This is a genomic window from Photobacterium sp. SKA34, assembly GCF_000153325.1.
GTDB lineage: Bacteria > Pseudomonadota > Gammaproteobacteria > Enterobacterales > Vibrionaceae > Photobacterium.
In genome coordinates this window covers 413,738-426,561 of the sequence record NZ_CH724141.1, presented here as the reverse complement: position 1 = coordinate 426,561, position 12,824 = coordinate 413,738, and the positions used below count along the sequence as shown (strand labels likewise).

The following is a 12,824-nucleotide window of genomic DNA, read 5'->3' as shown; positions in this document are numbered from 1 at the left end:
CAAGAGGTGTAGCAGGATGAAATCGTCGTCTTTGTTCCATATGGTTTTTATTTTTGCCTTAACGTTGATGGGTTGTAGCTCTAAATATGATCCTGCATCAGAGCCAAGTACGATAACAATCAGCATGGTGAGTACCGATTCAATAAATACGAATGGGAATGATGAAGCCTCACCTGTTGAATTAAAAGTTTTCGAACTTGAAGATGACTCTATGTTTAATTCAGCATCTTATGATCAGCTAGCTTTTGAATATAAAAAAGCACTAAAGAGTAATTATGTTGATGTTTATGATTATGTAGTGCTACCGAATAAATTTAAGTTCGTCGAAGAAATGAAATTAGATGAAGACACGCGTTATATCGGTGTGATGGCTTTATTTTCTGATAGCGATAATAGTGATTGGAAAAAGTCTGTAAAAGTAAAAACGTTAGGTCGTGATTATCACTTACTTATTTATTTAAAAGATAATCAAGTTGTGCTAGATAGGGTTGAGTAGATGTCATCAAAAAACCGAGTAATATGGAATGAAGGTTTATTTATTAAACCTCAACACTTTCAACAACAGCAGCGCTATTTTGAAAGCATCATTGATGAAAGGCTTAATTCTGTAAGTCTCTATTTATATGGAATAACAGAATTAAGCTTAAATTTGGAATACCTAAGTTTTGGTCGCATCGCCATTGAGCGTGCGGCTGGTATTATGCCTGACGGCACACCTTTTAATATTCCTCAGCAAGACATGTTGCCTGATGCGTTGGAAGTTACTGATAGTTCATTAGCCAATCAAATTATTTATTTAGCTATCCCTTTACGTAGTGATTCACTAGCGGAAGTTAGTTGGAATGAGACTGCGGGTGGTATGACACGTTATAAATCTAAACGTGAAGAAGTTAGAGATATCCAATCCATTCAAGGTGACAGCTGCTTAATGGACGTCGGCTCAACAAGTGTTCGCCTATTGCTTGGTAAGGATGACCGAAGTGCTTACGCGTCTATTGCTATTGCACGAATTTTAGAAAAACGTCCTGATGGCAGTGTGATGTTGGACGACAACTTTATTCCTTGCCATTTAAATGTGAAAGCAGTACCACGATTACAGCGCTTTGTCGGTGAAATGGCAGGTTTAATGAGAGAGCGAGCAAAAAATATTGCATTACGTTTAGGCTCTCCTAATCAAGGTGGCGTTGCCGATGTGGCAGATTTCATGTTACTTCAGATGCTTAATCGCATGCAGCCAAGGTTTCAGCATATCGCGCATTTACGTAGTATTCATCCTGAAGAGTTATATCAGGAACTCACTTCATTTTGTGGTGAACTAGCCACTTTTACTGATGAAAGTCGTATGACGCCAGAGTTTGCAAGTTATAACCATGACATGCCTGAGCACGCATTTATGCCTGTTATGTCTATGTTACGACAGGCATTGAGTATTGTTCTTGAGCCTCGTGCAGTATCTATTCAATTGCAGAAAAGAAAATACGGTCTCATGGTGGCATCGATTCAGGACACTAACTTGGTTACTGATGCTGAGTTTATCTTGGCTGTACGTGCTCGTATTCCGCAGGAAGAGTTACGTAAGTTATTTATGCACCAAACAAAAATTGCGTCTGTTGAAAAGATTCGTGAACTTATTTCATTGCAGTTACCTGGTATTCCATTGTCGCCATTGCCTGTGGCTCCACGTCAATTACCTTACCACGCTGGATACACGTACTTTAAATTGGACAAGACGAGCCAAGCTTGGCTGATGCTTAATAATTCAAGTGGTTTTGCATTCCATGTTGCAGGTGATTTCCCTGAACTTGATCTTCAATTTTGGGCAATCAGGAGCTAATGATGATGGATCATACTATTCAAAAGAAAGGCCGTATACGCGACACGCACTATGATGATTTACTGTATGACAATGTAGAAAATACAAATCTTGATCAGGACTTTTGGTTCCAATTACGCGGTAGCAATATTAATTTATTGATTGATGCTGCAACGCCGCTAATGGGCATGACGTCACGCATTCGTAGTTTAAGTAGCTGCGATAATATTGAAGAAATTTATCATCAAGTTGTTGAAGAAATTAAAGCGATAGAGGTAGAGCTCACCGAAGCAGGTTATGATCATGCTGTGATTCTAGCTTATCGCTATGTTCTCTGATCCTTTATCGATGAAGCGGTAATGAGTACTTCTTGGGGAGCGGATAGCATATGGGCTGAACATTCATTGCTGACTCGTTTTCACAATGAAACATGGGGTGGAGAAAAAGTTTTCTCGATCTTATCTCGATTAATGACTGAGCCAGAACGTTATCATGATTTATTGATGTTTATTTATCTTTGTTTAATGCAAGGATTTAAAGGTCGATATAAGGTGATGAATAATGGTCAAGAAGCGTTTGATAAAGTCGTTTCAAATCTTTATGAAACGTTAAGAAGAATAGATAAAGAACCGAAACCGTTAACTACCGCAACAAAACATGTTGCACAAAAAAAATATAAGTTAACAAGACAGATTCCTCTTTGGGCTGTATTTACAGGCTTTGGTCTATCTTGGGTTGCTATTTATATCGCGTATTCAATCTTACTCAATAATAAATCTTTAGATGTTTTAACACAGCTTAATCACATTCTTCAATAGGACTTCATTGTGATCAGAATAGAACTCCCTGTACTCATCAATAAATTAAATGCACAAACAAAAATTGCATTAGAACAGGCTTCATCGTTATGTATGAGCCGTGAAAATAATGAAGTTACTATTGAGCACCTTTTATTTTCTATTCTAGAAAATCCTTTATCAGATATTAGGGTTTTACTTGAACAAGTTAATTTAAAAACAGATGTTGTTAAGCAGTTGTGTGGTGATGCAATGCCGCATGATAAAGGGAATGATACATATCCGAGCTTTTCACCTTTACTGGTTGAACTACTTCAAGATGCATGGTTATTAGCATCAACAGAAATGAATGAAGCAGAGTTAAGATCGGGTCTTATTTTCTTGGCAGCGCTTATTCGCCCCGATCGTTATTTAAGTTTTAGCCTAGTAAAAGCCTTTGAAAATATTAATCGAGAGGCTTTACGTAAAGAGTTCACATCACTTGTAGCGAACTCTGCTGAAACACCTGTTATAAATTCTGGCGAAACAAAAGCGCCACTAAATGTAAATTCTGGTGATAGTGCGCTGAATCGTTTTTGTTCAAATGTTACAGAGCAAGCTCGCCAAGGTAAGTTAGATCCTGTTTTATGCCGCGATAATGAAATTAATCTAATGATTGATATTTTATGTCGTCGACGCAAAAACAATCCCATCGTGGTCGGTGATGCTGGTGTTGGAAAGAGTGCCGTTATTGAAGGTCTCGCTTCACGCATTGAATCGGGCAAAGTGCCAGAGCAGCTTCAGAATGTTGAGCTATGGTTACTTGATCTAGGGCTTATGCAAGCAGGAGCATCAGTAAAAGGTGAATTTGAAAAACGCTTGAAGTCAGTGATTGATGAAGTAAAAAATTCACCAGTGAAGATCATTCTTTTCATCGACGAAGCTCACACTTTGATTGGTGCTGGTAATCAAGAGGGTGGTGGTGATGCTGCGAACTTACTTAAACCAGCTTTAGCTCGTGGTGAATTATGTACAATTGCGGCAACAACGTGGAAAGAGTACAAAAAGTACTTTGAGAAAGATCCCGCCCTTACTCGACGCTTCCAGTTAGTTAAATTGGATGAGCCAACAACCGAGCAAGCTGTTGATATTATGCGTGGTCTGCACTGTGTTTATGAAAATGCGCATAATGTATTGATCAGTGATGATGCGCTACGTGCGGCAGCAGAATTGTCTGCTCGTTATGTATCTGGCCGTCAACTTCCCGATAAGGCTATTGATGTCTTAGATACTGCTTGTGCACGTATTGCTATTAATCTTACAGCGCCTCCTCGCAGAATTTCTGAGATTGAAAGTGGTACTTATCAACGTCAGCTTGAAATTCAAATGATCAATCGTCAGCAATTACTAGGCAAAGCCGTTGATGAAGAGCGACTATCGGCATTATTAGAAAAAGATTTAGAAGAACAAGTAGAGTGTGAATCTCTCTATAAAGATTGGCAGCAACAAAAAGAACTTGTTACTGAGATTATCGAGACACGCCAACAGATTTTATCGCCGATGACTGATCTATTGCCAGAGCAGAAGGATGATGATGAATCTTGCTTGTCGGTTGATGAATTACAGAATCGATTAGTCGATCTTTACTCTCAATTAGCACTCATTCCTCATGACGAGTTGCTTATTTACCCAGAGGTAGATGCGGCGCAAATTGCACAAGTCATTGCTGACTGGACGGGAGTGCCTGTCGATCAGATGAATACTGATGAGTTAGCCAAAATTACTGAGTTGCCCTCTATATTAAGTGCGATGATTAAAGGTCAGGATATCGCACTGGCAAGTATTCATCGCCATTTATTGACTGCGCGTGCTGATCTTCGTCGTCCAGGCCGACCTCAAGGTGCATTTTTATTAGTTGGTCCAAGTGGTGTGGGTAAAACAGAGACTGTGGTTCAATTAGCTGAGCAGTTATATGGTGGGCAGCAATTCTTAACCACCATAAATATGTCTGAATATCAGGAAAAGCACACGGTTTCTCGTCTTATTGGTTCCCCCCCTGGCTACGTCGGTTTTGGTGAGGGTGGCGTATTAACTGAATCTATTAGAAAGATGCCTTATTCAATTGTTTTACTTGATGAGGTAGAAAAAGCACACCCTGAAGTCTTGAATCTGTTCTATCAAGCTTTCGATAAAGGCGAACTTGCTGATGGCGAAGGGCGTTTAATCGATTGTCAAAATATCTTGTTCTTCCTAACGTCAAACCTTGGTTATCAGACCATTGTTGATTATGCAGAGCAGCCAGAGCTGATCGAAGAAAAGATGTATCCAGAGTTGGCGAATTTCTTTAAACCCGCATTGTTAGCGCGTATGGAGGTAGTGCCTTACTTACCTCTGAATAAGGACGTTTTAGCACAAATTGTTCGAGGAAAACTCTCACGACTAGAGAAGTTATTAACTTCTCGTTATAAGGCGGAAGTTGTTATTGAATCATGCCTTGTTGAAGAAATACTTGAACGTGCAACGCGCTCTGAAAATGGTGCGCGTATGTTAGAAGCGATCATTGAAGGGCAGATGTTACCGCCAGTCTCTTTAGCTTTGTTAAATAAACTTGCTCATCGTGAAGCGATTACACGTATTTGTTTAACGGTAGAAAATGGCGAGTTCTGCAGTGAGGTGGAGTAATTGTTATGCAGCAGTGGTTTCATTATACCTCAGCATTAATAGGTTATCGTGACCGAGCTACACTCACTGATTTCTATAAGAGTGCGTTAAAAGAAGTGCTTGCATTAACGGCCAGTTATATCATCTATCCGACGGATGACGGTCGCACTTTATTTGCGACAGAAAATCAATCGTGGGTATGGGATGTAAATGATTTTGATCATCCCTTTTCACATGTACTTCAGCAAGCGTCAGTTGTTTTACTGGATCGCCAACAATTGGTTTATTGGCAACAAAATGATTCGTTTAAGCAGTTATCTTCGCAAGTAGATGCATCAAGTAGTTTACTTATTGTTCCTTTAATGAATAGTCAAAACCATGTGACAGCTATTCAAGTATTAATCGGTGAACAAAAGCAGATTAACGATTTATTATCTGATGAAAACTGGCGTGAGTTTAGCAGTGCCTTTATCTCTCAGTGGTTACTCATTAGGGATATGGATGCGCAGTCTTCTCATAAAAAGCAACTTAGTGACTCGATTACACGACTAAAAGCAGAGCATCAGAAAAAGAGCGCATGGTCAGATATGACATGCAAGCTCATTGGAAGCAGCTCTGTAATGAAACAGTTACGAGAACAAATAACAGTGGCTGCTGGCTCAAACCTTAGTGTACTTATTCAAGGTGAAACCGGAACGGGTAAAGAGTTAGTCGCAAAAGCACTACATAGCTTATCGGATCGATGTAAAGAGCCTTTTGTAGCGATTAACTGTGCGGCAATACCTGAAAGCTTGTTAGAAAGTGAACTGTTCGGTTATGAAAAAGGGGCATTCACTGGCGCGGTAGCTAACCGTAAGGGACTGATTGCTCAAGCTAACGGTGGGTCATTATTTTTAGATGAAATTGGAGAGTTATCTTTAGGCCTTCAAGCGAAGCTTTTACGTGTGCTTGAGACATGCCAATATCGCCCGATTGGCTCTAATAAAGAGCAATCTTCTAATTTTCGTTTGATCGCTGCAACGCATGTAAATTTAAGTCAAAGTGTAAATGATGGTGGTTTTAGACAAGATCTTTATTATCGCATTTATCAATACCCATTATTGCTCTCAAGTCTTAATGAGCGAAAGGATGATATTGAAGAGTTAGCTACTTACTTTATCCAGCAATATAACAATCGTGAACAACGAAATATTTTGGGTTTATCTCCCAAGGCTTTAGATCACCTTAAAGAAATGAGTTTTCCCGGTAATGTCCGTGAATTACGTTCGTTAATAGAAGTGGCTTGTGTACAAACTGAATGTGATGATTTTATTCAAAAAAAGGTATTTGTAGCAAAATTACCTTTAGATATTAGCCTTCCTGTAAAAGACTCAGTTGCGCCAAAAGACGACTTTTCAAGCATAGATGATCTACGCATTGCAGTGGAACTGTATGAGAAAGCCATCATTAACGAGCGATTAAAGCAATATAACGGTAATCGTGCAAAAGCGGCTGAAAGCCTGGGTTTACCTAAACGAACACTTGCACATAAGTGTCAAAAGTTGGAGATCCAGTTTAAATGAAAAAGTCGTGGATGATATATACGTTACTAATCGGGTTGAACACCTTTTCTGTGTCTGTTTTTTCTCAATCGAGTACGCTAACCAAGTTGAATCGCGCTGAAGCTTGTCGTGATATCCCTTCTAAACTTGAGCGGTTACAGTGCTTTGACGCTATTTTTAACACACCTGTAGAGCAAGTGTCGATCAGTCAAGCAGATGTGAAATATCCATCGTCATGGTTTCGTGCCGTTGATAGTGAGAAAAAACGAGATAAAAGATCAGGGTTTATTTTTCATCAGTTAGACAGTAGTAATCAGGCTTCTCGAATGTGGTTAACGTCTGCTGCTGTTCGTTCATCAGGGCAGTTAAAAGATCAGAAAGCCCCAATTTTGATGTTGGAGTGTTATGAAAAAATCACCCGTGCTGAATTGATCTTACCGACTCCGGTTGAGGCTGGAAAAGTTGAACTATCAATACCGGGTTCTCCTGTTATTACACAAGAGTGGATGAGTGATGAAACAGGGTATGTATTACGTTCAGGTCGAGGTTTACCTGCTATTAGAGCAATAAAAGCGATGATTTCTTCACCGCAATTAATTTTACGTTCAAATGTTGCTGATATTGATCATCTGGAATTTGATAACTCCAATCTAGCAGAGGCCTTAGAGCCGATGCGTGAAAATTGTCGCTGGTAGGAGTGAATCATGTTGAAGGGAACTTTAAGGGAGCAACTTCTCGCTCCGATATCACCGGATAACCCAGTAGGAGAGCGTTTAAGAGATCATCCTCAATTAAATTTTATCGATGATCAGATGATGAAGGTAGGTACTCTTTCCCATGGAGAAGTGCAATGGCATGAAGTGGAAAGTTGCGCCGTAAGCTTAATTTCAGAGCACACCAAGGATCTGAAATTACTGACAGTGTTGATGCAATGTTTACAGCATCAGGCAACACCAGAGCGTTTTTCATTGTCGATAGGTGTATTGGTTGATTTTCTCTCTAATTTTTGGCTTGAATGCCAACCATTTCCTGGGGCGCGTGGTGAAACACACCGTAAAAAATTCTTTAATCAAATTTGTCAGAGAACATATGTTGCCGCAGACAAGTTAGATTGGAGCCTATTCGACAGTGATTTAAAACAAGTGTTAGAGGCATTGCTTGAAGAGCTCGATAACCAAGCATCTTCGCTATCACTGCCCGTAGATATTATTAATGATATTTCTGCTCGTGTTCGCGTTAACTTAGGACAGGCTGGTCGTAATAATCATGAGAATAAAATTAAAGCTCCACAACCATCACAAGATGTTGCAGCTTCGTCATCTTCAGTCATTACGAGTCAGACGTCGACTGGAACCCCGATTTCTATTCCTAATTTAGATATAGATAACAGTAGTGAGCGTGCTTTTAAAAATTCGTTATTGAAAGCGGTAGATTCGCTAAATGAGCTTGGCAGCGATGCAATAAAGCTGAGTATACGTGTGCGTCGTTTTGCTATGTGGTTTTCAATCAACACCTTACCAGATGCAAATGCTCAAAAAGAAACACAACTAATGCCCGTTTCATCAGATCGTATTAGTGATTATGAAGAGTCTTTACAGCGTGGTGCGGATATTGAATTGTGGAGTCGTGTTGAAGAAAGTTTAACTAAGTCACCTTATTGGTTAGATGGACACTTTCTTAGTTTTCGTATTGCAAAGGCTTTAGGGTTGGATGATTGGGCTTCAATTATTAAAGATGAACTTCAATCATTTGTTGATCGTCTTCCAGCATTACTGACTTATTCATTCAAAGGACAAGTTCCTTTTTCGAGTGAAACTACAATCGCTTGGCTTCTTAACCAAGATAAAAGCGTTAAAGTCGCTCAAATAACTCAACAAGGCAGTTGGAATGTAAAGCGTACAGAAGCATTACAGTTAGCTGAGGATGAAGGGATAGCACCAGCCTTAAGCATGCTTGATGAAGGATTATCACAAGCGACAGAACCCAGAGATGCTTTCTATTGGCGATTACTATCTGCAGATGTCATGGAAGCTCATTCACTCTCTTCCATGGCAACGGTGCAATACCAGACGTTATATCGGCAAGTTAATGAAATGTCGGTGACTGAATGGGAACCATCATTACTCGTCCAACTTAAAAATAATATTGCCGAACAATAACACCGGAAAATATCATATGTTGAATTTAATAAGACCGATCATAAATAGGCTTCTTTCAGGTGTTAAATCATCAATGCCTATGCTCATGTTTACAATTTTTATTCTGATTAATGTTGCCATTTGGTGGGCAGGCCCATGGTTAAAAATTGGTGACCAACAACCATTCGCCTCTGTGGCATCTCGTATCGTTATGAGTGTTATTTTTTCCTTATGCTGTTTTGCTGTATGGGGATTTATGCAATGGCGCAGTTTGAAACGTATTCACAAAGATAATGATCGTGAAGAAAGGTTACTTGAAGATCCGATAAAGCGTTTAGAAGAGCGTCAAGAAACAGAATTAAACCAAGTGATGGGGGAGTTGAAACACAGTTTAAATAAGCGTAACTACCTTTATTCCTTACCTTGGTATCTGGTGCTAGGTTTAGAGAATGCAGGAAAAACAAGCTTAATTAACCGTTCGAGCCAAGATTTTGTATTTTCAAATGTAATGAGAGCCTCAGGTAAGAAAAGTGAAAATCCTTATTCTTTTGACTGGTGGATTGGCGATGATGCAGTATTAATTGATCCTGATGGAGAGTTGTTAACTCAGCGCCAAAATGAGAAAGATAATGATGGTGAGATGGAGCGCCGCCTTTGGTTAAACTTTGTTAACTGGCTTGAAAAAACACGATCTCAGCGTCCATTAAACGGTGTTGTAATTGCACTAGATATTGAGCACTTAGCGAGCTCTACGGTATCTGAACGTCGTGCGTACGCGAACCTTTTGCGTGCACGTTTGAGGGAATTAATGGAAATTCTCTCTACCCGTATGCCTGTATATATAACGTTGACAAAGTTTGACCTTTTGCATGGTTTTGAACCCTATTTCCGAAGCTATACTCAAAGCCAACGTGAAGAGGTCATGGGATTTACATTCTCGCTTGATACTGTTGAAGACTTTGATAAATGGCTAACTGAATTCGATAATGACTATGAAGAGTTTATTAATCGAATTAATGATTCTTTGCCTGCGGCATTGCGTCATGCAACGGATAGTGATGATAGGGCTGCCATTTATAGTTTCTCTCGCCAGATAGCAGGCTTACATCACATACTAAAGCAGCTATTAAATGATGCTTTTGTCAGTGACCAATTCTCAACACCAGCCCTTATTCGTGGTATGTACTTTCTGTCTGTTTATCAACAGGGCGTACCAACAGATGTGTTTGTTGATGCTTCTTCCCGTCGATATGGGCTGTCGAATAGTATTAACAGTGCACAGCACTCGAAAAACTCAACCACTTACTTTATCAAGAAACTTTTTAGTGAAGTTATTTATCCTGAGGCGGGTATAGCGTCAGATAGTTTACGTGTGATAAAGCACAAACGAAGGGTGATGGCTGTATCTGTTCTCGCTTGTTCAATTGCTTCTGTTCTCTTAATTGGTAGCTGGCAACGTTATTATCAGCAGAATATCTCACATCAAAACACTGTTCTTGAGCAAGTTAGTGAATTTAAGGACGAATATTCTGATGTGAAATTGATGCGAACGGAGCAGGAACTATTAGAGCCTTTAAATTCAATTCGCAATGCCACCTTAGAATTTGGAGTGTTTCAAGATAAGTCAAAATATTTATCTGATATGGGGTTATATCAGGGGCACGCTATTGGACCTAAGGTAGAAGAAACGTATTTGGGTCTTTTACAGTTTCGTTTTTTACCCGCATTAATGAAGCAACTTGCTTTGGATATGAAAAATGCTGATTCAGAGCAACAAGAGCTGGCTGCATTACGTACTTTTAGAATGCTAACAGATCTAAGTGGCCGCCAAAATACTATTGTATTAAGTTACTTTTCGAGCTTATGGCAACACGCATTTCCTAATGATGCAAAAACTCAAGATCAGCTATTAGAACACTTAAATTATGCTTTGCTGCACACTGATTTACAGGGACTGCGAAATCAAAGAAATAAGAGTGCGGCCGCAGTATTAAAACCTTATGATAACTTAATTGGCAATACACAGAGCGCTCTTAGTTCTGTTGCTCTAGCGGATCGTGTTTATGACAGCTTAAAGCGATCAGCTGCTGAAACTTTAGGTGCACCGCTGAATTTGAAGAAGTCTGTTGGACCTATGTTTGAATCTGTTTTCGAAGAACGTGTTCAAGATAATGCACTTGTTATCTCACAATTGTTAACTCGCAAAGGTTTTAATAGCTACTTTTTACCAAAGGTAGAATCTTTATCTGATATCGCGTTGGCTGACAGTTGGGTTCTTGGTGAATCAACAGTTGCGAAGTTTAGTGAAGAAGACAAACAGGTTTTACGTAATAAAATTCGCGATTTATATGTAGAAGATTACATAAATACTTGGCAGCTTGCTCTTAATAACCTAGATATAAAATATTTCTCAGATATTGATGAAGCGGTAAGTATCTTAGGGAACCTTGTTGGTCATAATCAACCAATAGAACGTTTTGTTAAAACCGTTGACGTTAACACAAAGCTATTTCCTAAGTTATCTGAAAATGATGATGCGCGTTTAGCAATGATGAAATCTCCTCAATACCGTGTTGCTTCAACGATTGCATTGCCGTTTGCTGATATAGATTCAATGTTAGAAAAAAATGGTAATCAACCAGCATACTTACAAGAAGTAATGTCTTCGGTACAAAAACTTTATCATTACATGAAGGCAATTCAAGATGCTCCTGATAAAGGAAAAGCTGCACTAGAATCAACGAAGGAAAGGTTAGCATTAAAAAATAACGATCCAATTTTCGCATTAAACCAAATGGCGACAAATTTGCCAGCACCGCTTGATACCTTAGTTAAAGGTATTGCTGATGAGAGTTGGTATGTACTAAAACAAGAAGCAATTAAGTATGTAGAAGTTCGCTGGCAAAATGATGTTTATAAAGAATATCAAGAGAAGCTGATGACACGATATCCATTTAATCATAATGCGTCGAAAGATGTATCGTTAAAAGACTTTGAGTCAATTTTTGCGCCTGATGGAACATTGGATAATTTCTATGAAAATGATTTGAAGCTATTTGTAGATGACAATATTTCTTTGGGAAACAATGGTGAAAACTCAATACTACGTGGTGATGTGCAGAAGCAATTTGAGAGCGCTAAGAAAATTCAACATGCATTCTTTAACCGTAAAGGACTGTTGGATGTCGAGTTTACAATTGAGCCTGTTAGTTTAAGTGCAAATCAACTTCGCAGTGTTATTAATGTTGATGGTCAATATATCGAGTTTAGTCATGGTCCTCGTCATCCGACAGAGGTTATATGGCCAAATACTCTTCGAGAAACGGCAATTTCTAAGCTTTCTTTAGTGCCTTCGGCAGCCAACTTGTCACCAAGAGCTGTAACTGTACAAGGGCCTTGGGCATTCTTCCGATTATTAGAAAAAGGAGAAGTTGTAAGCGCAAGTTCTACTAGTGTGGATTACAAGTTTGCGCTTGATGGTGGGGATGTCGTTTATCGTTTAAATTCGGAAGCGGATGCCAATCCTTTTACTACGTCATTGTTTAAGAATTTTAAATTAAGTAAGACGTTATATTGATCAATTATAAAATGGTGGGAGGCGAGTCATTTCGCTTCCTACCATGATTTGATCTAAGTTAACTTTCTAATTTTATTGCCTTTCGATGATATAGAGAAAATCGGGCATTAATGTGCATTATTACATTACTCCTTTTATCGTCCTATTATCCGGTATGAGCTGAAAGGTCAGGGAAAACAGAAAATTATGGTGGAAATAGATATGACTAGGTTTTTAAGAGTAAATGGGTTGCTATAAATATTTCAGAAATACGGGCAAATTATTGCCTACGCACATTATTTAGTATTATTACGTTCAGTAAATTTAAAGGGCTATCTG

Annotated in this window: 7 protein-coding genes and 1 pseudogene; all 8 read left to right on the top strand. The window is 39.0% G+C overall.

All coding sequences use genetic code 11. The features are described 5' to 3' along the window. Positions 1 to 16: 16 nt before the first annotated feature. The 8 genes and pseudogenes from tssJ (at position 17) to tssM (ending at position 12,506) form a co-directional block, all read left to right on the top strand. A complete protein-coding gene (gene tssJ, locus SKA34_RS03310) occupies positions 17 to 496 on the top strand; it encodes a type VI secretion system lipoprotein TssJ (RefSeq protein WP_232284206.1) in 480 nt (159 codons plus the stop codon). Then, positions 497 to 1,834 carry a type VI secretion system baseplate subunit TssK gene (tssK, locus tag SKA34_RS03305; RefSeq protein WP_006644093.1) on the top strand — a complete coding sequence of 446 codons (1,338 nt, stop codon included), beginning with the start codon at positions 497 to 499 and terminating at the stop codon, positions 1,832 to 1,834. After that, positions 1,834 to 2,631, top strand: a pseudogene (icmH, locus tag SKA34_RS03300) (type IVB secretion system protein IcmH/DotU). Before tssK ends, icmH begins: the two are co-directional and overlap by 1 nt. A 9-nt stretch (positions 2,632 to 2,640) precedes the next feature. Then, positions 2,641 to 5,271 (top strand): type VI secretion system ATPase TssH, encoded by a 2,631-nt coding sequence (gene tssH, locus SKA34_RS03295; RefSeq protein ID WP_006644090.1) that lies wholly within the window; start codon positions 2,641 to 2,643, stop codon positions 5,269 to 5,271. Between the two features lie 5 nt (positions 5,272 to 5,276). Then, positions 5,277 to 6,812, top strand: coding sequence for a sigma-54-dependent Fis family transcriptional regulator (locus tag SKA34_RS03290; RefSeq protein WP_006644089.1), 1,536 nt, complete (start codon positions 5,277 to 5,279; stop codon positions 6,810 to 6,812). Next, positions 6,809 to 7,486 (top strand): type VI secretion system-associated protein VasI, encoded by a 678-nt coding sequence (gene vasI, locus SKA34_RS03285; protein WP_006644088.1) that lies wholly within the window; start codon positions 6,809 to 6,811, stop codon positions 7,484 to 7,486. The genes SKA34_RS03290 and vasI overlap by 4 nt, the downstream gene beginning before the upstream one ends. A 9-nt stretch (positions 7,487 to 7,495) precedes the next feature. Continuing rightward, positions 7,496 to 8,950 carry a type VI secretion system protein TssA gene (gene tssA / locus SKA34_RS03280; protein WP_006644087.1) on the top strand — a complete coding sequence of 485 codons (1,455 nt, stop codon included), beginning with the start codon at positions 7,496 to 7,498 and terminating at the stop codon, positions 8,948 to 8,950. Positions 8,951 to 8,966: 16 nt separating this feature from the next. Beyond that, positions 8,967 to 12,506 (top strand): type VI secretion system membrane subunit TssM, encoded by a 3,540-nt coding sequence (gene tssM, locus SKA34_RS03275; RefSeq protein WP_039859652.1) that lies wholly within the window; start codon positions 8,967 to 8,969, stop codon positions 12,504 to 12,506. The last annotated feature ends 318 nt before the right edge of the window (positions 12,507 to 12,824 follow it).

Coding starts and splice junctions, on each gene's coding strand:
- tssK (WP_006644093.1), top strand. CDS start 497: ATGTCATCAAAAAACCGAGTAATATGGAATGAAGGTTTATTTATTAAA.
- SKA34_RS03290 (WP_006644089.1), top strand. CDS start 5,277: ATGCAGCAGTGGTTTCATTATACCTCAGCATTAATAGGTTATCGTGAC.
- vasI (WP_006644088.1), top strand. CDS start 6,809: ATGAAAAAGTCGTGGATGATATATACGTTACTAATCGGGTTGAACACC.
- tssA (WP_006644087.1), top strand. CDS start 7,496: ATGTTGAAGGGAACTTTAAGGGAGCAACTTCTCGCTCCGATATCACCG.
- tssM (WP_039859652.1), top strand. CDS start 8,967: ATGTTGAATTTAATAAGACCGATCATAAATAGGCTTCTTTCAGGTGTT.
- tssJ (WP_232284206.1), top strand. CDS start 17: ATGAAATCGTCGTCTTTGTTCCATATGGTTTTTATTTTTGCCTTAACG.